General features: G+C 60.4%; 16 protein-coding genes and 8 pseudogenes. 23 read left to right on the top strand and 1 reads right to left on the bottom strand.

Going from position 1 to position 26,361, the window contains the following annotated elements; translation table 11 throughout:
- Nucleotides 1–6 precede the first annotated feature (6 nt).
- The 14 genes and pseudogenes from nodC (at nt 7) to AC0V7N_RS38115 (ending at nt 14,676) form a co-directional block, all read left to right on the top strand.
- Nucleotides 7–1,358, top strand: a pseudogene (gene nodC / locus AC0V7N_RS38180) (chitooligosaccharide synthase NodC).
- Nucleotides 1,359–1,590: 232 nt separating this feature from the next.
- A pseudogene (nodI, locus tag AC0V7N_RS38175) lies at nt 1,591–2,506 on the top strand (nodulation factor ABC transporter ATP-binding protein NodI).
- Between the two features lie 3 nt (nt 2,507–2,509).
- Complete coding sequence (locus AC0V7N_RS38170; RefSeq protein ID WP_183455227.1) at nt 2,510–3,298, top strand: ABC transporter permease; 789 nt, start codon at nt 2,510–2,512, stop codon at nt 3,296–3,298.
- 288 nt (nt 3,299–3,586) lie between these two features.
- Nucleotides 3,587–4,333: a sulfotransferase gene (locus AC0V7N_RS38165; RefSeq protein WP_496628135.1), complete on the top strand. Its 747-nt coding sequence runs from the start codon at nt 3,587–3,589 to the stop codon at nt 4,331–4,333.
- Nucleotides 4,334–4,556: 223 nt separating this feature from the next.
- Nucleotides 4,557–4,790, top strand: coding sequence for a DUF2061 domain-containing protein (locus AC0V7N_RS38160; RefSeq protein WP_183455225.1), 234 nt, complete (start codon nt 4,557–4,559; stop codon nt 4,788–4,790).
- A gap of 195 nt (nt 4,791–4,985) precedes the next feature.
- Nucleotides 4,986–5,890 (top strand): annotated as a pseudogene (gene cysD, locus AC0V7N_RS38155) (sulfate adenylyltransferase subunit CysD).
- A 2-nt stretch (nt 5,891–5,892) separates the two neighbouring features.
- Nucleotides 5,893–7,834, top strand: a pseudogene (cysN, locus tag AC0V7N_RS38150) (sulfate adenylyltransferase subunit CysN).
- 436 nt (nt 7,835–8,270) lie between these two features.
- Nucleotides 8,271–9,712: pseudogene (locus AC0V7N_RS38145) on the top strand (methylmalonyl-CoA mutase subunit beta).
- An 896-nt stretch (nt 9,713–10,608) separates the two neighbouring features.
- Nucleotides 10,609–11,265: a hypothetical protein gene (locus tag AC0V7N_RS38140; protein ID WP_496628134.1), complete on the top strand. Its 657-nt coding sequence runs from the start codon at nt 10,609–10,611 to the stop codon at nt 11,263–11,265.
- A gap of 401 nt (nt 11,266–11,666) precedes the next feature.
- Nucleotides 11,667–11,765 (top strand): hypothetical protein, encoded by a 99-nt coding sequence (locus AC0V7N_RS38135; protein ID WP_496628133.1) that lies wholly within the window; start codon nt 11,667–11,669, stop codon nt 11,763–11,765.
- 25 nt (nt 11,766–11,790) lie between these two features.
- A pseudogene (locus tag AC0V7N_RS38130) lies at nt 11,791–12,608 on the top strand (DUF3363 domain-containing protein).
- A gap of 330 nt (nt 12,609–12,938) precedes the next feature.
- A pseudogene (locus tag AC0V7N_RS38125) lies at nt 12,939–13,286 on the top strand (glutamine--fructose-6-phosphate transaminase (isomerizing)); the annotation flags it as partial.
- A gap of 151 nt (nt 13,287–13,437) precedes the next feature.
- Nucleotides 13,438–13,548, top strand: a pseudogene (locus tag AC0V7N_RS38120) (trans-aconitate 2-methyltransferase); the annotation flags it as partial.
- 6 nt (nt 13,549–13,554) lie between these two features.
- Nucleotides 13,555–14,676 (top strand): beta-ketoacyl-ACP synthase III, encoded by a 1,122-nt coding sequence (locus tag AC0V7N_RS38115; RefSeq protein ID WP_496628132.1) that lies wholly within the window; start codon nt 13,555–13,557, stop codon nt 14,674–14,676.
- Between the two features lie 695 nt (nt 14,677–15,371).
- On the opposite strand, the gene AC0V7N_RS38110 is transcribed toward AC0V7N_RS38115, so the two are convergent.
- Nucleotides 15,372–15,554, bottom strand: coding sequence for a hypothetical protein (locus AC0V7N_RS38110; protein WP_464615379.1), 183 nt, complete (start codon nt 15,552–15,554; stop codon nt 15,372–15,374).
- A 557-nt stretch (nt 15,555–16,111) separates the two neighbouring features.
- On the opposite strand from AC0V7N_RS38110, the gene nifH reads away from it, so the two are divergent.
- The 9 genes from nifH to AC0V7N_RS38065 all read left to right on the top strand — a co-directional run bounded on the left by nifH (nt 16,112) and on the right by AC0V7N_RS38065 (nt 25,986).
- Nucleotides 16,112–17,005, top strand: a complete 894-nt coding sequence (nifH, locus tag AC0V7N_RS38105; RefSeq protein ID WP_464615158.1) for a nitrogenase iron protein — start codon at nt 16,112–16,114, stop codon at nt 17,003–17,005.
- A gap of 98 nt (nt 17,006–17,103) precedes the next feature.
- Complete coding sequence (nifD, locus tag AC0V7N_RS38100) at nt 17,104–18,606, top strand: nitrogenase molybdenum-iron protein alpha chain (RefSeq protein ID WP_496628131.1); 1,503 nt, start codon at nt 17,104–17,106, stop codon at nt 18,604–18,606.
- Nucleotides 18,607–18,741: 135 nt separating this feature from the next.
- Nucleotides 18,742–20,283, top strand: a complete 1,542-nt coding sequence (gene nifK, locus AC0V7N_RS38095; protein WP_496628130.1) for a nitrogenase molybdenum-iron protein subunit beta — start codon at nt 18,742–18,744, stop codon at nt 20,281–20,283.
- Between the two features lie 63 nt (nt 20,284–20,346).
- The gene (gene nifE, locus AC0V7N_RS38090) at nt 20,347–21,837 is read left to right on the top strand and encodes a nitrogenase iron-molybdenum cofactor biosynthesis protein NifE (RefSeq protein WP_496628129.1); all 1,491 of its coding nucleotides are present in this window, start codon (nt 20,347–20,349) and stop codon (nt 21,835–21,837) included.
- An 8-nt stretch (nt 21,838–21,845) separates the two neighbouring features.
- Entirely contained in the window at nt 21,846–23,228 is a 1,383-nt protein-coding gene (gene nifN / locus AC0V7N_RS38085) for a nitrogenase iron-molybdenum cofactor biosynthesis protein NifN (RefSeq protein ID WP_496628128.1), read from the top strand.
- Nucleotides 23,194–23,688, top strand: coding sequence for a nitrogen fixation protein NifX (gene nifX, locus AC0V7N_RS38080; protein WP_496628127.1), 495 nt, complete (start codon nt 23,194–23,196; stop codon nt 23,686–23,688). Before nifN ends, nifX begins: the two co-directional genes overlap by 35 nt.
- A 17-nt stretch (nt 23,689–23,705) precedes the next feature.
- The gene (locus AC0V7N_RS38075) at nt 23,706–24,185 is read left to right on the top strand and encodes a NifX-associated nitrogen fixation protein (RefSeq protein WP_258580979.1); all 480 of its coding nucleotides are present in this window, start codon (nt 23,706–23,708) and stop codon (nt 24,183–24,185) included.
- Between the two features lie 28 nt (nt 24,186–24,213).
- A complete protein-coding gene (locus AC0V7N_RS38070) occupies nt 24,214–25,002 on the top strand; it encodes a winged helix-turn-helix domain-containing protein (protein ID WP_496628126.1) in 789 nt (262 codons plus the stop codon).
- A gap of 96 nt (nt 25,003–25,098) precedes the next feature.
- Nucleotides 25,099–25,986, top strand: coding sequence for a universal stress protein (locus AC0V7N_RS38065; protein WP_464615152.1), 888 nt, complete (start codon nt 25,099–25,101; stop codon nt 25,984–25,986).
- Nucleotides 25,987–26,361 lie beyond the last annotated feature (375 nt).

Raw genomic sequence — 26,361 nt, 5'->3', positions numbered from 1 at the left:
GATCCCATGGACCTGCTTACCACGACCAGTACTGTCGCCGTCGCGTGCTATGCACTGCTCTCGACTGTTTATAAGGGCATGCAGGCGGTTTATTCCCTGCCGCCAACCGTTGCACCGGCGTCGGAAGACCTGGTCGGCTCCGACCTCTGGCCGAGCGTGGATGTCATCATCCCCTGCTACAACGAAGGCCCGCTTACGCTCTCGGCGTGCCTAGATTCCATTGCAAACCAGGAATACGCCGGAAAGCTACGTGTCTACGTGGTTGATGACGGTTCTGGAAATCGCGACGCCGTCATTCCCGTTCACGACAATTACGCCGGCGACCCGCGATTCGACTTCATTCTGCTCCCAGAGAATGTCGGCAAGCGCAAAGCGCAGATCGCCGCGATACGTCGCTCATCTGGAGATTTGGTGCTCAACGTCGACTCGGACACGACACTTGCGTCCGACGTCATCAGGAAGCTTGCACGGAAGATGCAGGATCCAGCAATCGGCGCTGCCATGGGCCAGTTGACGGCAAGCAACCGGAGCGACACTTGGCTGACCCGATTGATCGATATGGAGTACTGGCTGGCCTGCAACGAGGAGAGGGCGGCGCAAGCCCGCTTCGGTGCCGTCATGTGCTGTTGCGGCCCCTGTGCTATGTACCGCCGATCTTCGCTGCTTTCGCTGCTAGACCAGTACGAGACGCAGATGTTTCGGGCAAGCCAAGCGACTTCGGTGAGGATCGCCATCTTACGATCCTCATGCTGGAGGCAGGCTTTCGAACCGAGTACGTTCCGGACGCTATTGCTGTAACGGTGGTTCCCGATAGGTTAGGACCTTATCTGCGCCAACAACTGCGCTGGGCACGGAGCACTTTCCGGGACACGCTGCTTGCGCTGCGCCTGTTGCCCGGCCTCGATCGCTATCTTACATTGGACGTCGTCGGACAGAATCTTGGCCCGCTACTTCTTGCCCTGTCGGTAATAGCCGGGATTGCGCAGTTTGCACTGACAGCCACGCTGCCGTGGCCGACAATCCTGGTTATTGCAGCAATGACCATCATTCGGTGCACCGTGACAGCATGTCGAGCTCGGCAAGCTCGATTTATCGGCTTTTCTCTGCACACTTTTATCAACATCTTTCTGTTACTCCCCTTGAAAGCCTATGCTTTGTGCACCTTGAGCAATAGTGATTGGCTTTCACGCAAGACTGCCACCCTGCCCAACGCCGACAAAAAGCAGATCATCGTCGCAAACCCGATTGCCGGAGTTGGTACAGGCAGTTCGGGAAGTGCTGAGGCAATTCGAAGAACGGATCTTCCGCGCGATTCTTCAAAGTTGGTGAACGCGGACAGCGTTTGCAGCGCTGAGTGATCGAGTGCGTTGGCTGGATGGACACGTTGTGAGCCTGGGCAACATCCATCAATTGTCAGCAACGGCGATCGATTGCATCTCGACGCCAATCCGTCCGGTGAGAGCGACACACGTTTGCTTCGGCTGTGACTATCCAAAGGGGCCGTCACAATGCGATGGCCGGTTCTGCCAAGAAATATTCGCAAATTAGCTACCGGCCGGCTGATCGGCCTCTTAAGACTGAGATCGACACATGTCCAAAGTAGCAATCGACCTTGCCGGCGTGAAGAAGTCCTTCGGCGACAAGCTTGTTGTGAACGGGCTGTCGTTCACCGTTGCGTCGGGAGAGTGCTTCGGCTTGCTGGGGCCGAACGGTGCGGGCAAGAGCACGATTGCGCGTATGCTCCTCGGCATGACAGTGCCTGATGCGGGCAAGATCACGGTTCTTGGAGAGCCAGTGGGTGCGCGGAGTCGCTTGGCACGCAAGAGCATCGGCGTGGTTCCGCAGTTCGACAACCTTGACCAGGAATTCACCGTACGAGAGAACCTGTTGGTGTTCGGGCGCTACTTCGGCATGAGCACACGCAAGATCAAAGAGGTCATCCCGTCGCTCCTCGAGTTCGCCCGTCTTGAGAGCAAGGCGGATGCACGTGTCGGCGAACTATCCGGCGGCATGAAACGGCGTTTGACACTGGCACGTGCGCTGATCAACGACCCCCAGCTACTCGTGATGGATGAACCGACGACCGGCCTCGACCCGCACGCGCGACACCTGATTTGGGAGCGTCTGCGTTTTCTTGCTGGCGCGCGGTAAGACGATCATTTTGACTACCCATTTTATGGAAGAGGCCGAGCGTTTATGCGATCGGCTGTGCGTTCTGGAGCATGGACGCAAACTCGCCGAAGGCAGCCCTCATGCCCTGATTGAGGAACACATCGGGTGCCAGGTGATCGAGATCTTCGGCGGGAATCCCCAGGAGTTGGTTTCGCTGATCAGGCCATACGTGCAGCGCGTCGAGGTGAGCGGCGAGACGCTCTTTTGCTATACGGCCGATCCGGAGCAGGTTCGCGTACAACTGCGCGGGCGCGCGGGTCTGCGCCTTCTGGAGCGTCCACCCAGTCTGGAGGACGTTTTCTTGCGGCTGACCGGACGCGAGATGGAGAAGTGAACGATGGGTAAAGGTTTTTCGGCGGCTCTACCCGCCAACGCTTGGAACTGGATTGCGGTATGGCGCCGCAACTATCTGGCATGGACGAAGGTCGCGCTCGCGTCGATTCTCGGTAACCTCGCCGATCCTATGATCTACCTGTTCGGACTCGGCACTGGTCTCGGAATGATGGTAGGTCGCGTTGAAGACGCGTCGTACCCTGCTTTTTTGGCAGCCGGCATGGTCGCGACAAGTGCGATGACCGCGTCCACCTTCGAAACAATTTATGCGACTTTCCCTCGCATGAACGAACAGCGGACCTGGGAAGCGATCCTGCACACACAACTTACCCTCGGCGACATCGTTCTCGGTGAGTTGGTGTGGGCAACCACAAGGGCCTTTCTGGCCGGTACGGCAATTGCGATGGTGGCCGTCATAGCGGGCTACTCAGCATGGTCGTCCGTCCTCTATGTGCTACCAGTCATCGCTCTCACTGGGTTGGCCTTTGCGAGCTTGGCGATGATCGTAACCGCGCTTGCGCCCAGTTACCACTACTTCATATTCTACCAGACGCTCTTCCTCACACCCATGTTGTTCCTGTCCGGCGCTGTCTTCCCGGTCACTCAACTGCCAAGCACCTTTCAGCACATAGCGGGCATCTTACCGCTGGCGCATTCGATCGACCTAATTCGTCCGGGCATGCTTGATCGCCCGGCTGGGGACATCGCCCTGCACATTGGTGCGCTTTGCATATACGCGGTAGTGCCTTTCTTCCTCTCGATGGTGCTGCTTCGCCGGCGCCTGCTGCGTTGATGCTACTTTCGAACACAAGAAGGAGAACGAGAGTCAGCATCGCGAACGGCTACAGCCGCGAGCGTGCTTGGCCCAGCGACTGTGAGTTGGGGACAGCAGAACACACAAGCTGAGGCGCACACGCGACCGGACGCAGCCGTGCACGCCGGTCTGCGATACCAGAACCTCATGGCGCGATCCGGCTGCATGAGCGCGGATTGCATCCGTCCGTCTTAAGAGATCACATCCCGTATTCTTGTCCTGGGCGCCCCTGAACCGTCGAAACTATCATCAGCTGGAACACACACTATGACCCACATTTCACCGACACCTGAGCCTTTTGCCATCCTTGCTTTGCCAAGGACTGGGACACACTACCTGGAAGTATTGCTAAACGAGCATCCGAACATATTGAGTAACGGTGAGTTGCTCAACGAGTACGACACCAACTGGCCCGATAAGGATCGCTTGCTGCTCGGCGATCGCGAGCTCCTAGAGCTTGCTTACGTGCGCTGTCCCACTTGGAGCGACAAGACGGTGACGCATGTTGGCTGCAAGGTCAACGAACCTCAGTTTCACGATCATCCGGGCTTTTTTGCGGAACTGGCCCGTTGGCCAGGACTCAAGGTCATCCTCGTGGTCCGGAGAAACATACTGGAATCGCTAAGGTCGCTGGTGCAGGCACGGCAAAGCGGCCAATGGCTGAAGTTCAGTTCGGACAAGGATGCGGCTCCGCCACCACGGGTCAGATTGCCAATCGCCAACTGCGAGGCGTACTTCAAAACCGCCGACGCTTTCTACGCTCGAGTTGCGCACGCCTTCGCGCCGTCCAACGTGCTGGTAATCGAATATGAGAGCCTTCTTCAAGAACCCGCCACATGTTTGGGAGCGGTTTGGGATTTCTTGGGGGTTCCGGGGCTTCAGCTTTCCGGTCGCGCCATCCTTCAGCGCCAGGAAGCGCGACCGCTCGACGAAACGGTAGAGAACTTCGACGAGTTGCGGCTTCACTTCGCAAACGGACCTTATGCGAGGTTCTTTGACGTCGCTGCCGTGTGACTGGCCTTCGCAGCCAGTAGCGGGCTTGCTCCACGACGGGGCTGCCACTTGGCCGCGATTGGCATCAACTAAGGGCGTTCTTGTTGCAGACTTGCCAAGAAGGGCATGACCGCCAACGTACTTCCTCCCGACCTGATCGACAGGCAGGATCAAGAACGTTCCCACCATCAAACCAAGCTGACCAAATCAGGTCGGTTTTGACGTCCCCCTGGAGCGATTGCGCATGTTCATTCCTGTCCCCGAGACCCACGGCAGATCCATAGCCAAGGCTGTCAGTTGGCGCATCACAGGCAGTGTCGATACGTTCGCGCTGAGCTGGCTCATAACTGGAAACGTCGTTTCCGCGGGATCGATCGCCAGTGCTGAAGTTATTACAAAAATCGTGCTGTACTATCTCCACGAACGGGCATGGTCGTTCATTCCGTTTGGCCGGCGCATGATATTGCCGGCTGATTGAACAGCACACCATTGGGGCAATCTCTCGGATGTCTCAGATCGTCGCGATGACGAAAGCTGTGATCATATGGTTTCAGCAAGCGTCGAACGTCCGGCGCACATTCGCGCTTGCAAGGGCCCGCTTCGGGGATGACTGGCAGTTCTGCCCGGGGCGGCGCTTTAAGCGCCGTCAAAGGCTGGATTAGAAAGTGCCGACATGAATGTTCCTTTGACGCACCTGCAACGTCTGGAGGCCGAGTCCATCCACATCTTCCGCGAGGTTGCGGCCTCGTTCGCCAAACCGGTCATGCTCTACTCCGTCGGCAAGGATTCGTCCGTGCTGATGCATCTGGCGATGAAGGCGTTTTATCCCGCCAAGCCGCCATTCCCCTTCCTTCACGTCGACACGACGTGGAAATTCCGCGAGATGATCGCCTTTCGCGATCAGATGGCGCAGAAACTGGGCTTCGATCTCCTGGTTCATGTCAACGAAGATGGTGTGCGCGACAACATCAATCCGTTCGATCACGGTTCAAACACGCACACCCATGTGATGAAGACCGTGGCGCTGCGCCAGGCGCTCGACAAATACGGTTTCGACGCCGCCTTTGGCGGCGCCCGTCGCGACGAGGAGAAATCCCGCGCCAAGGAGCGCATATTCTCCTTCCGCAACGCTCAGCATGTCTGGGACCCGAAGAACCAGCGACCCGAGATGTGGAAGATATTCAACACCCGCATCGCCTCGGGCGAATCGATCCGCGTCTTCCCGCTGTCGAACTGGACCGAACTCGATATCTGGCAGTATATTCTGCAGGAAAACATCCCGATCGTGCCGCTCTATTTCGCCAAGCCACGGCCCGTCGTCGAGCGCGACGGCATGCTGATCCTGCGGGATGACGAGCGCATGAAACTGCGCCCCGGCGAGACGGTGGAGAACCGGCTTGTGCGGTTCCGTACGCTCGGCTGCTATCCGCTGACCGGCGCCATCGAATCGGATGCCGACACGCTGGAAGCCATCGTCGGCGAAATGCTGACCGCGCGCACCTCCGAGCGACAGGGTCGCCTGATCGACCGCGATGAAGCCGGCTCGATGGAAAGAAGAAGCGCGAGGGGTATTTCTGACCATGCGCCACATCATGGCAAAGAGCCTCGCACCCACCGACGGCGTCCGCGACTATCTGGCGGCGCAGGAGAAGAAATCGCTGCTGCGCTTCCTGACCTGCGGTTCCGTCGATGATGGCAAGTCGACGCTGATCGGGCGCCTGCTTTCCGACACCAAGCAGATTTTCGAGGACCAGCTCGCCGCGCTCGAACGCGATTCGCGCAAGCACGGCACGACCGGCGACGACATCGATTTCGCGCTTCTGGTCGATGGCCTCGAGGCCGAGCGCGAGCAAGGCATCACCATCGATGTCGCTTATCGCTTTTTCGCCACGCCGAAGCGCAAGTTTATCGTTGCCGACACGCCCGGCCACGAACAGTATACGCGCAACATGGCAACCGGCGCCTCGACCGCCGATCTGGCGATCGTGCTGATCGACGCGCGGCAAGGGGTGCTGCGCCAGACCAGGCGCCATTCGATCATCGCTTCGCTGCTCGGCATCCGGCACATCGTGCTGGCCGTCAACAAGATCGATCTCGTCGGGTTCGACCAGGCGATCTTCGAACAAATCACCGAGGCCTACCGGCAATTCTCGCGTGATCTCGGCTTCCAGACCATCGTGCCGATCCCGATGTCCGCCCGCTACGGCGACAACGTCTCCCGCCGCTCGGAAAGCATGGAATGGTATTCCGGCCCGACGCTGATCGAGCATCTCGAGACCGTGTCAGTCGACGAGGCGGTGGTCGAACTGCCGTTCCGGTTTCCGGTCCAGTATGTCAATCGTCCCAATCTCGACTTTCGCGGCTTTGCCGGCACGATCGCGTCCGGCTCGGTCGCGCCCGGGGGACGAGGTCGTTGTCGCCAAGTCCGGCAAATCCTCGCGCGTCAAGCGGATCGTCTCCTATGGCGGCGACCTCGGCCAGGCCGCGGCCGGTCAGGCGGTCACGCTTGTCCTTGACGATGAGGTCGAGATCTCACGCGGCAACATGCTGGTTTCGCCTGCCGCACGGCCGCAGGTCGCCGACCAGTTCGCCGCCAACCTCGTCTGGTTCGACGAGCATGCGCTGCTGCCCGGCCGTTCCTACATCCTGCGCACCGAGACCGACCAGACCAGCGCCACCATTACCGACCTGAAATACCGGATCAACGTCAACGACTTCGCCCATGAGGCGGCCAAGTCGCTCGAAATGAACGAAGTCGGCATCTGCAACATCTCGACGCGCGCGCCGATCGCCTTCGACACCTTCGCCGAGAACCGCACCACCGGCGCCTTCATCCTGATCGACCGCATCACCAACGCCACGGTCGGCGCCGGCATGATCCTGCATTCGCTGCGCCGCGCCGAAAACATTCACTGGCAATCGCTCGACGTCGGCAAGCGCGGCCGCGCCGACATGAAGAACCAGCGGCCAGCCGTGTTCTGGTTCACCGGACTTTCGGGTTCGGGCAAGTCGACCATCGCCAATTTGCTCGAAAAGAAGCTGTTCGCCACGGGGCGCCACACATATATCCTCGACGGCGACAATGTCCGTCACGGCCTCAATCGCGATCTTGGTTTCACCGACGCCGATCGCGTCGAAAACATCCGCCGCGTCGCCGAAGTCGCCCGGCTGATGGCCGATGCCGGGCTGATCGTCATCGTCTCCTTCATTTCACCGTTCAGCGCCGAGCGGCGCATGGCGCGGGAATTGATGGCCGACGGCGAATTCGTCGAGGTGTTTGTCGACACGCCGTTCGAAGAATGCGCCAGGCGCGACCCGAAGGGCCTGTATGCTCGGGCGCTGAATGGCGAGATCAAGAATTTCACCGGCGTCGATTCACCGTATGAAGCCCCGGAAAAACCCGAAATCCATCTCAAGACACTCGGCAAGTCAGCCGAAGAGATGGTAGAGGCCCTGGAACTCTGCCTGATCGAGCGCGACATTGCGCAACCACCTCCTGCCGACAATGGTGGATCCATCTGATGACAAGGCAGTCGTTACCCTGTTCGAAGGGCCGGCACTGGCCGCGAGTGGCGCCATCGGCTGTCTTTGATTTAGCCATGAGACGAAGGCGGACGCCTCGCCCCCACCCGCAGGGATTGTTGAGCCGGGGTCGCACACAACAGTTCGATGTCGGTTGCAAACTCAAAAACAACGAAACAGCCGGAGACCACCCACCTGATCACGCAGCATCGCCCTGAACTATGCGCTTCCCGACCAGATGGATGGAGCTCGTGGGTTGCTGCCGACATCGTCAATTTTGCCGGTATGTGGCAATCGGCCATGGTTTGTGCCACAGGCTGACATAATTCCGATAGGTCGAATTCAGATCCAACAAGTGCATTGCATTACGATATCGGACCGGGAACCGTAGACTGTGTTCCAGGCTGATGCGGACGCATAAAAACGAGGAAGAAGGATGGGAGCTGGAGCCTTGACCAGGGATGTTGAACCAGAGAATGCCGAGCGCCAGCGATGGCTGGCCTTGGCGGAAAAGGCGTTGGCCGGCGCATCCTTCGAGGAAACGCTGGTCTCGCATACCGACGACAACATCCGCATCGAACCGCTCTACGACCGCAGCATCGCGGCGGAACCGCTCGTGCGTGCAAACCCGAAATCGCCCTGGATCGTCAGCCAGCGCGTCGATGATCCGGATATCGACCGCGCCAGAGCCCAGGCTCTGGAGGACGTAGCGCAAGGCGCGACGGGATTGTCGCTTGTCTTCGAAGGGGCGCCGAACGCATTCGGCTACGGCCTGCCGAGAACGGCGCAGGCGCTGGAGACGGTGCTGGACGGCGTACCGCTCAATCGCATCCAGATCCGTATCGATGCGCATCCCTGGAGCCGCGCCTTGGCCGACTGGCTGGTAGCGTTCCTGAGCAAGCGCCGTTCGGACCCGGCGAAGCTCAACCTCTCCTTCGGCATCGATCCGGCGGCGATCTTCGCCGGAACCGGCCGGCTGCGCATGTCGATCGAGGCGCTACAGGCCTCGATGCCGCAATCGCTGGCGCATTTCTTCTCGATGGGTGTTCCAGGCGTGCTGCTGGAGGCGGACGGGCGTGTGTTCCACAATGCCGGCGCCACGGAAGCGCAAGAGCTCGGCATCATGCTGGCCTCGGCTGTCTCCTATCTCAGAATGTTCGAGACAGCGCGGCAGCCGCTTGTCTATGCCGCACCGCATATCGGCTTTGCGCTCAGCGTCGACCAGGACCAATTCCTGTCGGTGGCCAAGGTTCGGGCACTGCGCAGGCTCTGGGCACGGCTGCAGGAAGCCTGTTCGATCCCCAATTCCACCGCCAATATCCACGCCGAGACGTCGTTTCGCATGATGACGGCATTGGACCCGAAACCAACATCCTGCGCACCACGATTGCCTGCTTTGCGGCAGCATCAGGCGGCGCCGATTCGATCTCAATCCTGCCGCACACGATCGCGCATGGCTTACCGGCGGGTTTTGCCCGCCGCGTTGCCCGCAACGCGCAACTGATCATGGCCAATGAAAGCCATATCGATCATGTCGCCGATCCTGCCTACGGATCCGGCGCGGTCGAAGCGCTGACCGCGGAACTGTGCGAGACAGCCTGGACGGAATTGCAGACGATCGAGGCCGAGGGCGGCGTCTTGTCCAGCCTCCAGGGCGGGCATGTCCAGGCACGCGTTCATGCCGCGGCAGCGCGGCGCAACGCAGCCTATCAGGCAGGCGATCGAGCCATCATCGGCACCACGCTCTATCCGTTGAAAAGCGAACGTCCGGTCGAGACGCTGGCAGCGGAACGGCGGCCCGCCTTCACCGAAGGCGTTGCCGTCTGCGAGCCCCTGTTTCCGGTTCGCATCGACCAATCGATCGGAGCCGGCTCTTGATCCCTGATTTCAGCCAGGTCGGCTGGGTGCCGCCACGCCGCGCACCCATCGAGGTCAAAGGCCAGCGGATGACGCCGGAAGGTTGTCAGCATTGATGCTGTCAACCTCCACGACGCAGCCTCCGGTCAGGCGAATCTTGGCCGCGTCGTTCGCTAGCAAGCTGTAAAGGTCTACAGGCTGCATCAATGGCGGCTTTGCCCTTCGATGGCGGGAACACATCCCGCACGGAGGCGACGCATGCGCCAACGACGTCCTGCTGACGCGAGCAGGGATGCAGCACGTGCTGCTGCTGCGACAGGATTGCCAGAGTTTGCAGATCGCCGTTTCCGGCGCCTCCGTGCTCCGCCCGTTGCGGCTATGCGTCGACGCCATCGGTGCCTACGCGGCGTCTGAAGTACCATCTTGCTGCCCTCCGGTGGCTGAATGACATCCACGGCGGCAGCCGCCCGATGGCCAGTGCCTCGCCAGCCGGTCGCTGTCACGGCCGATGGTGATCACTGTCGATGTTCAAGCAGGCGATCAAGGACACGGTTGCCACCAGGGTATCGCCAGACACGCTGCCCCACGACTGCAGCTTGTATCTGCTTCCGAAATTGAATGACCTCCATTTTCGACGATTTCGTTTCGCCCGCACGGCCAGCGAGCCGCCGCCGATAGAGAGTGCGTTCGCTTACCGCTGCCTCCATTCGGCGAGGAACGAAACCCACCGGTAACAGCCTATCGCGGACAAAGATCCTAAGCCGCGCGATGATGACCGGCTTGGACAGTTTGATGCTGCGTGTTCCATATCCGCAGCGCTGATGGTCCGTATCAATACAATCGATTTGCCCTATCTTTCGAAATGCTGGAAAGCATCGCTCTTTCACTCCCATCTGGTACCACCTAAGGACCGGGCAATGCCTTACGAAGCTATTTTTAGCCTTGGATCTGACTGCACTCCTGCGACGCAAATCAGGCGCTATTTCAAACGGCGCCCAAGCAGCTGTTTTGATTGGATTGTGACACCTATAGCCTCCATCGAGGAAATAATGGCAGATGATGGAGCGCGATTTGGGCTTCGTGTATCAGCCTGCTTCAATGGGACGTCAGCATTTTGCGAAAATTACGGGGTAGTTTACCACCATGAATTCGATCGGACCATGTCCAAAGCAGTGATATTCACGCCGGAAGCGTTACGGTCCTGCCGAGAGAAGCTGATTTACAAATACAATAAGATGCTCGACATCGCTCGGACACGAAAAACGTTGTTTGTGCGTTATGTCTCGGCGACGGATGCTCCGGGGGATCAGCAGATGGGAAAGACGTTTGGCGTAGACGATCTCCAGGAGATGGTCACTCTACTTGAGAAAAAATTGGGACACTCAAGGTTCCATGTGGCCTATTTCCGCGCCATCGGGAATGCATATGATAGGTCGAAGTTCACAGGGCCAGTCCCGGAGCGCTGCAGTATCCATCAGGAGAACCATGTTCCTGATCAACTGGGCGAGGTTGAGGTATGGAACGTGTTCTTCTCGAAAATGGGACTTTCGCCAGACCGTCCACCGCTGCTGTAATCTTCAAGAGTTGACCAGAAGCATCCTTCGCGGCCATCCAAGGGGGATAGTCGGCGCGTCGATGTGGACGGATCCTCTACCTCGCCGAAACGATCGGTTTTCGATCCACATGAAATATTGCGCATGCTGGGCGAAGATTTCGAGTACAGGATCAAGCCCCCAAGCCCCACTATCGCAAACCCGTCCTATTGAATTGACGTTGGCGGGCGCCCGCGCGCGTGATGACGCGCGGCGGGCTCTCGTGAACCGAGCCCGCTTCATTCGCTCTGGTCACGGCGGTCTCGGCCCTTCGGGCTTTGATCCCTGGCCATAACAACCCTTTGGTTGTCCAGCGGAGCCGCTTTCGTGTCACTCCGAGCAACACCGAGCCAAGGCAGTTTGACCGTACGATCGCGGACATCGTGGCCGCCCATAACGGGCGCTACAACATCGACATCCATCTGAAGCATGATCGGTCGGTCACCGAACCTTTCGCCGAAACGCAACGTCCGACGCCTTGAAGCGATCCGCCACGCCACCGGTGGAGTGAAGCGCGAGCCTGACGGCACCTGGGTCATCGGGCCGGACCATCCCAAACGCGTCGTCGTCTACGAGCGTCAGCGTGCCAGCGAAGAACCTGTCACGGTCGAGAAGCTCTCCTCATTGTCGCTTGAGCAACAGATTGGTTTCGACGGCGCCACCTGGATTGACCGCGAGCTGGTCTCTGACAGACCGGAGGCTTTGCATGGCTCGGGTTTCGGCCGTGATGTGCGGGCCGCGCAGGCACGCAGGCGGCAGTGGCTGCTCTTGCAGGGTCTCGCGAGTGAAGAGCAGGACCGGATAGTTTATCGCGCCAACATGATTTCGATCCTGCGTCAGCGTGAGCTGAACCGTGTTGTCGGTCAGCTTTCGCAGAACTTGGGCTCTCGTATGCCGAAGCCCGGGCAGGAGATCGGGTAGAGGGTACGCTGCGCCGATCGGTTGAGCTCGCCTGCGGCAAATATGCCGCGATCGAGAGGTCGCGCGAGCTCACGCTGGTGCCATGGCGGCGGGTGCTCCAGCGGCACATCGGCAAGGAGGTTTCTGGCGTGGTTCAGCGCGAGAGGGTATCTCCTCGAACATCGGTCGGCAAAGGGGTGGGCCCAGCGTTTCATGACGACGCAGCAGCGATGCTTCATCAACGCCCGATCGACCCGTCGCGCCGCGAAGCGCGGCGGGTTTTTCTCTTGAGCACTTGTTTTTGGTCGCGGGACGTTTGCTGCCGTAGTGTCCAGCCTGGACCTTGCAATGGCGCCCAACTATCGATTGTGCTCGACGGAGCCTGCAGCGAAGGGGGTGTCATGCCGATTTCGTCGAAATACTGAGCAATCCGGCGTCTTCAGTCCCTCCGATCGGCGTTGCTGGGGCGCGTCTTCGATCATTAGACAGTGAGGGCCAATCTGCGCAATCTGCGTGAGGCGCTCGCGTCCCGGATCGTTCAGGAGGCCCGTATCGCCGAAATGAGCTGTCTCGCCGCCGGATAATCGAGGACGTCGCCCAAACGCGTCCTACCCCCATCCACTGGGTGGATAACAGTTATCCCAATAATCGATTTTACCAGTCGTACCGAATTCCCCTAGGAGGCTCTCAATAGAAACGGCCGGGCGGGTGTCCTTCCGGTCGATCCAGGCTGCCGGGAGAAATCGGAGACGAGCATGTGCGGGATGGTTGGCATCGTTGGGCAACAGCCAGTGTCGGAGCGGTTGGTCGACGCGTTGAAGCGTCTGGAATATCGCGGCTATGACTCAGCCGGCGTTGCGACGATCACCGAGGGCGCGTTGCACTGCCGGCGCGCCGAGGGCAAACTCGTCAATCTCGAGGCGAGGCTGAAGGAAGAGCCGCTGGGCGGCACCATTGGCATCGCCCACACGCGCCGGGCAACCCATGGGGCACCGACTGAACGCAACGCGCATCCGCACTTTAGCGATGGTGTGGCCGTCGTCCATAACGGCATTATCGAGAATTTCGCCGAGTTGAAGGACAAATTGGCGGCTGCGGGGGCTGCCGGCAGTCGACGAGACAGTCGCGCCGATGATTTTCTCGCTGCCGATACAGCTTCTTGCCTATCACACGGCGCTGGTCATGGGCACATGATGTCGACTAGCCGCGCGATCTCGCAAAATCGGTCACCGTTGAATGATTATGGGAGCTGACATGGCTGACTGGTCCGCCGCCCTCTATGTCAAATTCGAGGATGAGCGAACGCGGCCGGCGCGCGAATTCGACGCCCACGTGAGAGCCGCAGCGCCTGCGCGTGCGACGGACTGAAACATGCATCGCGTCATCATCAGCGGCATCGGCGTTGAAGTCCCTGAAGCCAAGATCACCAATGAAGAACTGGTCGCCAGCTTCAATGCCTGGGTCGACATGGAGAATGCGCGCCGCCAGGAGACCGGCCAGCCGCCGCTGCCGAAATCGGACAGCGACTTCATCGTCCACGCTTCAGGGGTGCGCGCCCGCCATGTGATCGAGCGCGAAGGCATTCTCGACCCGACCCGCATGGCACCGCGCATCCCGGCGCGGCCTGATGACGCGCTGTCGCTGGAGGCCGAGTTCGGCATCGCTTCGGCAAGGAAAGCCCTCGACCATGCCGGGCTGAGGCCGTCCGACATCGATCTGGTGATCTGCTCGGCCTCGCATCACCAGCGACCCTATCCGGCGATCGCCATCGAAATGCAGCAAGCGCTGGGCACCAAGGGCGCCGGCTTCGACATGGGGCTTGGCTGCTCTTCGGCTGCCGCTGCCTTGCACATCGCCGTCAATTTGGTGCGGTCGGGCGCGCACAAACGCATTCTGGTGACGACGCCGGAGATCATCACCGGCCATCTCAATTTCCGCGACCGGCAGACGCATTTCATCTTCGGCGACGCGTCCGTGTCCATGGTGGTGGAGGGGCTTGCCCAGGGCGAGAAGCGGCCGGAACGATTCGAGGTGCTCGACACGCGCATCTGGACGCAGATGTCGAACAACATCCGCACCAATCTCGGCCATCACACCCGCACCGCCCAGGATGATCCTTACATGATCAATCTGGAAGGTAATCTGATCAAGCAGGTCGGCAACAAGGTGTTCAAGGAAGTCACCGTCGCCGGGCAGAAGTTCATCGTCGAATTCCTCGCCGAGCACGGGCTGACGCCGCAGGCGGTCAGGCGCTTCTGGCTGCATCAGGCCAATGCGCGCATGAACGCGATGATCCTGAAACTGTCGTTCGGCCACGAGGTCGACCATGATCGCGCGCCGATGGTGCTGGAGCGACTGGGCAACACGGCGGGCGCCGGCGCCATCATCGCGCTGTCGGAGAACCACGCCGACATGAAGCCCGGCGATTTCGGCCTGATCTGCGCGTTTGGCGCGGGGTATTCGATAGGCGGCGCGCTGCTGAGGATGCTCTAAGATCGGCGGTTTCAGGCTGGTGCCTCGACAACCTCATCGCCGATCGGCAGGCGCTGCAAAACCGACTGAGGGGTGCAGCGGCTCGTGGTCCGGCCGCTGCCCCGGACACGGCTAGTCAGTCCGTCGGTATCCCATCTACTGCGCCACATGGAGCAGTAGCCGGAGTTCCGCTGGGTCGAATTGCCATCATTGGTGGGGAGGCGGGTTCATCATCCAACAGCTGCCGGGGCTCCTCCTCGTGCGGCAAGCGCCCCTCGCCAAGAGTTAATTCGACCCCACATGTGCGAACGGACGGTGTTCATCAGTCAACCCAGGCGCCGTGGCTCCCTGAACGCAAAAGATCAGCATGAAGTCGAATTTGAAACGTTTTGCCCAAGCAACTGCGATCCCCTCGCTCTGGACGGTAACCGCTGCGTCGGCGAACGAAGGGATGTGATCACAGGGCAGGCAAACCCTTCCTGTAGAAGCGCAGCCCGGTCCGAACTGAACTATGGTGGCAAGGAGCAAGAACACGTACAGCGCCTGCTGCCCGACATTGCCGGGAAGATGTGGTCTGTGGTTGGACCGCTCCCAAGCTGATCGACCTCGCCGCATCGGCAAAGACGCCGACACGATTTACGCCGCGACTGAAGGAGGCCTGTCGGTCAGTAGGAACGGAGGCCTGATCTGGGAAACGGTCGTCGATGGCGCGCCCGTCAATCTCGGAGCTGACGGCCGACGGTTCCGTCTAGGCCCTCCGTGCCCTTATCGCCGATGATATAATGGAGACCTTCGACCACGTCCGATCCGAGGAGGTCTTCAAACTGTTTGGTGAGATGGCATGTGCCGGTCAGGTGATCTACCTGACGCATCACCGACACCTGTGCGAGATCGCCCAAGGCAGCTATTCCCAGCGTGACGATCCATGAGCTCGGACAGTTGTGCTCGTTTTCCGTTGGTGCAAATGACCGCCTTGGGGTCAATCCAAGCGTATCAGCAGAAATGGCAGCCAAGCCTACGGTAACAGTTGTGACGTCTGGTGCGAAGAAGCAAACCTCGCGATCGAGAAGACAAAGGCTGAACCGCGCGGGATCAAAAGCAGCCTGGAGCGATACACAGCTACGCGTGGACCGAAGACTCTGCAGCAGGTCTCTCGACCGAAGCGCCTTAACTCGCTGCTCCAACTTGCTCCGGACACCGAGGTCAACCTGTAGCGGTCTCGAGCAGCGCCATCGGATCTTTCTGTCGCCTTTGTCGTGTCCGCTACACGGGCTTGTTCCGACAAGCACTGTTTGCCCTCAGGCTAAATAGCTGAAAAGCAACATCAAAATTTTTCTTGTGTTCGATCAAGCCAATTGGCACGCATCTTGAGACCCTTTGGGTGTGAGGCGGCGAGAGCTGCCGACCGGCATGTCGCGGGCAGCCGCGATGGATGGAACGAAGGAAGGAAAGCTACATGTCAGGTCTGCGTCAGATCGCATTCTACGGCAAGGGGGGCATTGGCAAGTCCACCACCTCCCAAAATACGCTCGCCGCACTTGTCGACCTTGGGCAGAAGATCCTCATCGTCGGCTGCGACCCCAAAGCCGACTCCACCCGCCTGATCCTGAACTCGAAGGCGCAGGATACGGTCCTGCACCTCGCGGCAGAGCAAGGTTCGGTCGAAGACCTCGAACTCCAGGACGTGCTCAAGGTCGGCTATAAAGGCATCAAGTGCGTGGAATCCGGCGGTCCCGAGCCGGGTGTCGGCTGCGCCGGGCGCGGCGTCATCACCTCGATCAACTTCCTCGAGGAGAACGGCGCCTATGACGATGTCGACTATGTCTCCTACGACGTGCTCGGGGACGTGGTGTGCGGCGGCTTCGCGATGCCGATCCGCGAGGGCAAGGCCCAGGAAATCTACATTGTCATGTCCGGCGAGATGATGGCGCTCTATGCCGCCAACAACATCGCCAAGGGCATTCTGAAATATGCCCATTCGGGCGGCGTGCGGCTCGGCGGCCTGATTTGCAACGAGCGTCAAACCGACCGCGAGCTCGACCTCGCCGAAGCACTGGCTTCCAGGCTCAATTCCAAGCTCATCCATTTCGTGCCGCGCGACAACATCGTCCAGCACGCCGAGCTCAGGAAGATGTCGGTTATCCAGTATGCGCCGGACTCCAAGCAGGCGGGGGAATACCGCGCGCTGGCCGAGAAGATCCATGGCAATTCGGGGCAGGGCACCGTGCCGACTCCGATCACCATGGAGGAGCTCGAGGACATGCTGCTCGACTTCGGCATCATGAAGACCGACGAGCAGATGCTTGCCGAGCTTCAGGCCAAGGAAGCGACGAAAGCGGCCGCCCAGTAACGAGCGCTGCCGCCACGAGGCGCCGCATTGCGCTGACGCGCCTTTCAAAGAACGGCGCCTCGTCGGTGAGGCGCCACTCGAACCTTTAAAGGGGTCCCATGAGCCTGGATTACGAGAATGACGGCACTCTCCATGCGAAGCTTATCGAGGAGGTGCTGTCGCAATATCCCGACAAGGCGGCGAAGCGCCGCAAAAAGCACCTCAGCGTCGCAAAGAGTGGGGACGAGGCTGGCGAGGAAGGCGAGGTCGTCTCCGAATGCGACGTCAAATCGAACATCAAGTCCATTCCGGGCGTGATGACGATTCGTGGCTGCGCTTATGCCGGCTCTAAGGGCGTGGTGTGGGGTCCAATCAAGGATATGGTCCATATCTCGCACGGCCCGGTCGGCTGCGGGCAATATTCCTGGTCGCAGCGCCGCAACTACTATGTAGGCACGACGGGCATCGACACGTTCGGGACAATGCAGTTCACCTCCGATTTCCAGGAGAAGGACATTGTTTTCGGCGGTGACAAGAAGCTGGAACAGATCATCGACGAGATTGAGGGACTGTTTCCCCTCAACAACGGCATGAGCGTGCAATCCGAATGCCCGATCGGCCTGATTGGCGACGACACCGAAGCCGTATCCCGCAACAAGGCCAAGGAGCACGGAAAGACGATCGTGCCGGTGCGCTGCGAGGGCTTCCGCGGCGTCTCGCAATCGCTCGGCCACCACATCGCCAACGACGCGATCCGCGACTGGGTCTTCGAGAAGAAGGACGTGGAGTTCGAGGCCGGCCCGTACGACGTCAACGTGATCGGTGACTACAATATCGGCGGCGACGCCTGGGCCTCGCGCATCCTGCTCGAGGAGATAGGGCTGCGCGTGGTCGGCAACTGGTCGGGCGACGCCACGCTCGCCGAGATAGAGCGCGCGCCGAAGGCCAAGCTCAATCTCATCCATTGCTACAGGTCGATGAACTACATCTGCCGGCACATGGAGGAAAAGTATGGCGTCGCCTGGATGGAGTACAATTTCTTCGGCCCCTCCCAGATCGAAGCCTCCCTGCGCAAGATAGCCAAGCATTTTGGCCCTGAAATCGAGGAGAAGACGGAGAAGGTTATCGCCAAGTACAGACCGCTTGTTGATGCGGTCACCGCCAAGTACCGGCCGCGCCTCGAAGGCAATACTGTTATGCTCTACGTCGGCGGCCTGCGCCCCCGCCACGTCATCACAGCCTACGAGGACCTCGGCATGGTGATCGTCGGCACAGGCTACGAGTTCGCCCACAACGACGACTATCAGCGCACAGGCCATTACGTAAGGAACGGCACGCTGATCTATGATGACGTGACCGGTTACGAGTTGGAGAAGTTTATCGAGGGGGTTCGCCCCAATCTCGTTGGCTCGGGCATCAAGGAAAAATACCCCGTACAGAAGATGGGCATACCGTTTCGTCAGATGCACTCCTGGGATTATTCGGGGCCGTATCACGGCTATGACGGCTTTGCCATTTTCGCCCGCGACGTGGATCTTGCCATCAACAACCCGGTCTGGGGCCTTTACGACGCGCCTTGGAAAAAAAGCCCGAGCCGTGGGCGGGCGATGGCTGCCGAATAACACCCGGGCCTTAGCCCGGTCTCCCCAAGGGAGACGATGAACGCCCGCGGCCCCGTGGCCCGCGGGACACCTGAAACGTCTCGACGTCCCTGAGCTGCCTTATGGGGCGGCCAGATGAAAAAGAGGTAATCACCAATGCCGCAGTCGGCTGAAAAAATTCTTGACCACGCTCCCCTGTTCCGCGAGCCGGAATACAGGCAGATGCTCGCCGAGAAGAAGCTGAATTTCGAATGTCCGCACCCGGATCAGATCGTTACCGATCAACGCGAATTCACCAAGACGTGGGAATACCGGGAAAAGAACCTCGCCCGCGAAGCGCTTGTCGTGAACCCCGCCAAGGCCTGCCAGCCGCTCGGCGCGGTGTTCGCGGCCGCCGGCTTCGAACGAACCATGTCCTTCGTCCACGGCAGCCAGGGCTGCGTGGCCTATTACCGCTCACACCTGTCGCGCCATTTCAAGGAGCCTGCTTCGGCGGTTTCCTCCTCCATGACCGAGGATGCGGCAGTATTCGGCGGCCTGAAGAACATGGTCGACGGGCTCGCCAACACCTACCAGCTCTACGACCCGAAGATGATCGCCGTCTCGACGACTTGTATGGCGGAGGTCATTGGTGACGACCTCCACAGCTTCATCGAGAACGCCAAGGACGAAAACTCGGTCCCGCGCGACTTCGACGTGCCCTTCGCCCACACGCCGGCCTTCGTCGGCAGCCATGTCGATGGCTATGACGTAATGGTCAAGGGTATTTTGGAGCACTTCTGGAAAGGCCAGGAGCGCACGGAAGCCGGGGGAACCATCAACATCATTCCCGGTTTCGACGGCTTCTGCGTCGGCAACAACCGGGAACTCAAGCGCCTGCTCGACCTGATGAGTGTGTCCTACACCTTCATCCAGGACGCCTCCGACCAGTTCGACACGCCGTCGGACGGTGAATATCGCATGTATGATGGCGGTACGAAGATCGAAGACGTGAAGGAGGCACTCAACGCCGAGGCGACACTTTCGCTGCAGTATTACAACACCCGAAAAACGCTGGACTACTGCGAGCAAGTCGGGCAGGCGACGGCCTCGTTCCATTACCCGCTCGGCGTCCAGGCGACGGACGAATTCCTGATGAAGGTCTCGGCGATTTCCGGCAAGGAGATCCCCGAGACAATCCGCCTTGAGCGCGGCCGACTGGTTGACGCCATGGCGGACAGCCAGTCCTGGCTGCACGGCAAGAAATACGCGATCTACGGCGATCCGGACTTCGTCTACGCCATGGCCCGCTTCGTCATGGAGACCGGCGGCGAGCCGACCCATTGCCTCGCCACCAACGGCAGCTCGGCATGGGCAGCCGAGATGAAGGAACTGCTTGCATCCTCGCCCTTCGGCAAGGACGCCCAGGTCTGGGCGGGCAAGGACCTTTGGGCGATGCGCTCGCTGCTCTTCACCGAGCCGGTGGACCTATTGATCGGCAATTCCTATGGCAAGTATCTGGAGCGCGACACCGGCACGCCGCTGATCCGGCTGATGTTCCCGATCTTCGACCGGCACCATCACCATCGCTTTGCGCTCATGGGCTACCAAGGCGGGCTGCGCGTCCTGACGACGATCCTCGACAAGATCTTCGACAAGCTCGATCGCGAGACCAGCGAGACGGGTGTGACGGACTATTCCTACGACCTCACCCGCTAGCAGCGGCGGCCGGTCTTTCGCCGAGGCTGGCCGCCTTCCAATGCACTTTTGGAGACCGACGCAATGTCCTCGCTCAGCGCCAAAATCCAGGATGTCTTCAACGAGCCCGCCTGCGATAGAAACCGCGGCAAGGATGCCAAGGCGCGCAAAGAGGGTTGCTCGAAGCCGCTGACCCCCGGCGCGGCAGCCGGCGGCTGCGCCTTTGACGGCGCCAAGATCGTGCTGCAGCCGATCACCGACGTCGCGCACCTGGTCCATGCGCCGCTCGCCTGCGAGGGCAATTCCTGGGACAACCGCGGAGCGGCTTCGTCCGGGGCAACGCTTTGGCGCACAAGCTTCACAACCGATCTGACCGAACTCGACGTGGTGATGGGGCAGGGCGAGCGCAAGCTTTTCAAGGCGATCCGCGAGATTAGGGAAGCCTATGCGCCGCCAGCGATCTTCGTCTATTCGACCTGCGTGACGGCGTTGATCGGCGACGACATCGAGGCCGTGTGCAAACGTGCGGGGGAAAAATTCGGCTTGGCCGTGGTGCCGGTCAATGCGCCGGGCTTGGCCGGCTCCAAGAACCTCGGCAACAAGCTCGCGGCCGAGGCGTTGCTCGATCACGTCATCGGGACGGTGGAACCCGACGACGCCGGGTCCTACGACATCAACATCCTTGGCGAATTCAACCTCTCCGGCGAGTTCTGGCTGGTGAAGCCGCTGCTTGATCGGCTAGGGATCCGGGTGCGCGCCTGCATTCCGGGCGACGCGCGCTACCTTGACGTTGCTTCCGCGCACCGCGCCCGGGCGGCTATGGTCGTGTGCTCGACGGCACTCATCAATCTTGCCCGCAAGATGGAGGAGCGCTGGGACATCCCGTTCTTCGAAGGCTCCTTCTACGGCATTACCGACACCTCGGAAGCACTTCGCAACATTGCTGAGCTGCTCGTGAGGAAGGGTGCCGATCGCGAGATCCTCAACCGCACACAGACCCTGATCGCAGTGGAAGAGGCGATTGCGTGGAGGAAGCTCGAAGCCTACCGGCGGCGGCTTCAAGGCAAGCGCGTGCTGCTCAATACAGGCGGCGTGAAGTCCTGGTCGATCGTCCACGCGCTGATGGAGATCGGCATGGAGATCGTCGGCACCTCGGTCAAGAAATCCACAGTCGAAGACAAGGAGCGCATCAAGCAGATCCTGAAGGACGACAACCACATGTTCGAGCAGATGGCAGCGAGCGAGCTTTACGCCATGCTCTCAGAACACAAGGCCGATATCATGCTGTCGGGCGGGCGCACGCAATTCATCGCGCTCAAGGCCAAGACACCCTGGCTCGATATCAACCAGGAGCGCCAACACCCTTATGCGGGCTATGACGGCATGGTGGAACTCGTACGCCAGATCGACCTCGCCATTCATAACCCGATCTGGTCCCAGGTGCGCGTGCCGGCACCGTGGGATTGCCAGCCTGCGGTCGAGGACGAACTGCCGGGCACGAAGAGCGAGACCGCGACGTTGCACGCTGTCCAGGAATTTGCCGGCATGACGGCCGACGATTGCGGCGAGCGTTGAGGAAGCCTATGGCCCGCATTCTTTCCCAGACCAAATCGGCAGCCGTCAATCCGCTGAAGTCGTCACAGCCGCTGGGTGCGGCCTTGGCCTTTCTTGGGGTCGAGGGCGCGATGCCACTGTTCCACGGCAGCCAGGGCTGCACCAGCTTCGCGCTCGTGCTCTTCGTGCGGCATTTCAAGGAAGCGATCCCCTTGCAGACCACCGCGATGGACGAAGTGACGACGATCCTCGGCGGGGCGGACAATCTGGAAGAGGCGATCCTCAACCTCAAGGTCCGCACAAAGCCAAAGCTGATCGGGGTCTGCACGACGGCGCTGGTGGAAACCCGTGGCGAAGATTGCGCAGGCGATATCGCCAGCATCAGGCTGAAGCGCGCGGAAGAGATCGCGGGTACGGAGATCGTGCTGGCCAACACGCCGGATTTCGACGGCGCGATCGAAGAGGGCTGGGCCAAGGCTGTCACCGCGATGATCGAAGGCATTACACGCCCTGGCGAGCAGGTGCGGCAGTCAAAGAAGATCGCGATCCTGCCCGGCTGGAACCTCACTGTGGCTGACATCGAGCATTTGCGTGAGATGGTTGAAAGCTTTGGACTGAAGCCGGTGATTTTGCCGGACGTCTCAGGCTCACTCGACGGTACTGTGCCCGACCGTTGGGTCACGACCACCTATGGCGGCACCAGCGTCGAGGATATCCGCGAGCTTGGCACGGCCGAGCACTGTATCGCCATCGGCGAGCATATGCGCCGCCCGGCGGAGGTGCTGCAGAAGTTGACCGGCGTGCCTTACGTCTTGTTCCAGTCGCTGACCGGATTGAAGGGCGCTGACCGGTTCGTCTCGCTGCTGTCCGCGATTTCAGGCGCGTCGGTGCCGGCCGGGGTGCGCCGTCGCCGGGGCCGATTGCAGGATGCGTTACTCGACGGACATTTCCATTTCGGAGGCAAGAAAATTGCGATCGCTGCTGAACCAGACCAACTCTATCAACTCGCGACCTTCTTCGTCGGCATGGGCTCCGAAATCGCGGCGGCGGTCTCCACGACCGATATGTCGAAAATTCTGGAAAAAGTACCGGCGCAGTCGGTTCAGATCGGCGATCTCGGCGATTTGGAAGCTCTTGCCGCGGGCGCTGATCTTCTCGTCACCCATTCCCATGGCCGCCAGGCGGCGCAGCGCCTTGGCATCCCGCTCATGCGCGTCGGCTTCCCGGTCTTCGACCGGCTCGGCAGCCAGCACAAGCTCACAATCCTCTATCAGGGCACCCGCGACCTGATCTTCGAAGTTGCCAACATCTTCCAGGCCAACCAGCACGCGCCGACGCCTGAGGCACTTGATCCACTCCGTAAGCGAGAAATGCCAGATGAGCTCCGTTCGTCGCCTCTCACTCGTCACTGACGAGGTTCACGCACCGATGCCGGAAAGACGAGCAGGCGCATTGCGCGTGGCCATCGCCACGCAAGACATGAAGGACCTCAATGCCCATTTCGGGTCGGCCAAGCGCTTTGCTGTCTACGACGTGACGCGCGAGGAATGGAACCTCGTGGAAGCCGTGGCCTTCGATGACGTTTCCGACGAGAGCGGGGAGCATCGCAGCGAGGGCGATGACCGCATCACGCCGAAGGTGGAGGCGCTGAAGGGCTGTCATCTCCTGTTTTGTCTGGCGATCGGCGGGCCTTCGGCGGCCAAGGTAGTTTCGGCAAAAATCCATCCGATCAAGGTGCCGCACCCCCAACCCATCCAGGAGGTGCTGTTGCGCACGCAGATGATGCTCAGGACGTGTCCTCCCCCCTGGCTGCGCAAGGTGCTGGCGGAGGCAGGCGTCGCCGAGAAGAAACCGTCCTTCGAGGACGACTGAAATGAGGAGAAGGCGAAATGTCAGATACCGCGGCTAGCACTGCTGTCGCCGAGGACGAGGCGGCGCTTGCCACCCCGTTCGTCAAATGCCTCGTGCGGCTGATCCGTGCTCAGGATTCCTACGGGTCATGGGAAGGCAAACCGGATGCCGAGCTTCTGGGCGACTTCATCATCACCAGGGAACAGCGCCGTGCGATCCCGATCATCGGCGATCCCGATCCGGACGTGCTGTGGAGGCTCGATAAGTTCTATGCCGCCGTCGGGCTTGCGATCGAGGAGCGCTGCGGCCTGATGGCATCGCCGATGATGGAGATGAGCCATGAGGGCTTTGGGCGCGTGCTTTTCACGGCCGGACGGCTGGTCGTTCTGTCGAAGACCCTGCGCGACGTCCACCGGTTCGGCTTCGAGACGTTCCGGAAGCTCGCTCAGGCCGGCACGAAACTGGTCGGCGACGCAATCGCTACCATCGAGACCTATCCCGAGGTGGCGCGTGCGTGATGAAGCGGATCTTCGAGCAAGGGGGGCCATGACAATCTTGAGCGAGCGCGATAGCCAGCCCACGGAAGCCGAGGCGGGCCAGGTCGATGAGGGGGCTCTTGGGGTAGCGCCGATGAAGCCACTCGTTTTGATCTGTTCGCAAGATGCGGAGTTCTATCTGAATTATAGCCACATTCTGGAGGCGGACCGCTTCGCGAGTGAGCAGGCAGGCTGCGCGAAGGAAGCATTTGTATTGGCCGAACAACGGGAGTTCCACGCCGTCGTGCTGGACTGCGTGCCAGCAAGCGCGACGGGAGCCACAATCTGCGCCCGCCTCAAGGAGGAGCCGCGGACGGCCGACCTGCCCGTTATTGCCCTGATCGCGCGCGGCGCCGAGGACCAGCACCTCGATCTCCTGAAAGCTGGCATTGACGAGATCTTTGTGCGGCCGATCGACCCGGCCAAGCTGCTCGACTGTCTACGGGCGAGGCTGGCGCTGCCGAAGCGGGGCGCAAATGGTCTTGAAAACGGCGGCTGGCTCACCTGTGGCGGCCTCGAGATGAAGCTCGATGCCCGCCGGATTCGCGGCAATGGCCACGACATTCACCTCGGACTCATCGAGTTCAACGTGCTGCGGCTTATGATTGAAGCTCCCGGCAAGGTCTTCAGCCGGGAGGAGCTTATCGGCAGGGCCTGGGGGGACAACATCCATGTCGAACCACGCACCGTCGATGTCCATATCAGCCGGATCAGAAAAGCCCTGAAGTCAGCTTCGCCCGACAGCGACATTCGCACCGTCAGGTCGGCCGGCTACTCGCTCGAGAAGCCGGCCGACTGAATCAAGTGCCGGGTGTGGTGGCACTCCCACCCTCGCCGTGAGCCGGTCTTGCGGCCTGAAACGCCCCTAAACGCATACTCAGGAAGAAGCAGGCAAATGGGTTTTAAAACCGTACTCTGTGTGACCGGCGCCGACCATTCCGATCAGGACATCAGAACTGCTGCCGGCTTGTGTGCCGAAGTCGGCGCGCACCTTTCCGTACGGATTATACCGGCTCCGATGCTCGCTATGTCATATCCGCCGATCGGAGATGGTATCCCCGAGTGGCCTACGGGACGTGGACAGACAATTGCCAGATTGAACAATCGGTTTCGGCAAATCGACAGGTTTTCACAGGAGGTGGCCAGACAGGAAAAGCGCTCCAAGGATATCCAGAAGCTGCTGAGAGCCATGTGCCTTTCCTATGACGTCGATACCGATTATTGCGATGCGACCGGCGTGGGTGAGGTTGTGCGACAGCGGGCGCTCTGCGCCGACCTGACAATTGTTGGCCCCGCACTTCTCAACGACAGTATTCTCGGACCTCTTGTTATAAACGGCAGCTTATTCGATACGGGAAAGCCGGTGCTTATTGTGCCGAAGGGCGCTGAGGCGACCCTGTGGCCACGGCGCGTCCTGGTCGGTTGGGATTCACGACTCGAGGCGTCCCGTGCTGTTCGGGAAGCGCTGGGTCTCCTATGCGTTGCTGAGGAAGTTCGTGTCGCTCTGGTCGATCCGAAGGCGAACTACAACGGGAACGGCGCGGAGCCTGGAGCCGACATCGCTGCCTATCTCACTCGGCACGGTGCTCGGGTGTCGGTTGACCTACTGCCAAGTGCCGGCAAACCGGCGGCCACGGTGCTTGCGCAGCACGCAATCGACATTTCTGCCGACATGATAGTCATGGGCGTTTATGGCAGCCGCCGGCTGCGTGAGCGGCTCTTTGGCGGTGCGACGAGATGGATCTTTGAGAAGCCGACATTGCCGCTGTTTTTGGCTCGATGACTGGTTCGGGAGTTGCACCGATGCTGTTCAAAGCTCGACTCTCCTGGTCACCGATCCTGCTGCCAATTGGAGAAGGGTCAGGCAAACGCGGGAAATTTCGCGAAGCTCCTCGGAGCCAATGTGCACGCGCCGTCGCCGAGACCATCGGACGTGTCTAGCGCGCTCTCGGGGGTTCTCTTCGCCCGGAGATGATCCGCAACGCGGAGACCGGTCGGGCAGAGGTACAGAGCGCTCTTAAATGCACTCAAAAGCACGCTTCGCAGGTCGGCGTCGGATCGAGAAGGAGAGTCGTTTCAGCGCGGCAGGCCCGACTTCGGACCCGGCATCGCATGCGCGCTATCGCGATCTCCTTCACTGGCTGGGAGCTGAACCACG

The sequence above is a fragment of the Mesorhizobium kamtschaticum genome, from assembly GCF_056174585.1.
The sequence above is the reverse complement of the archived record's forward strand: the minus strand, read 5'-3'. Positions and strand labels throughout refer to the sequence as shown.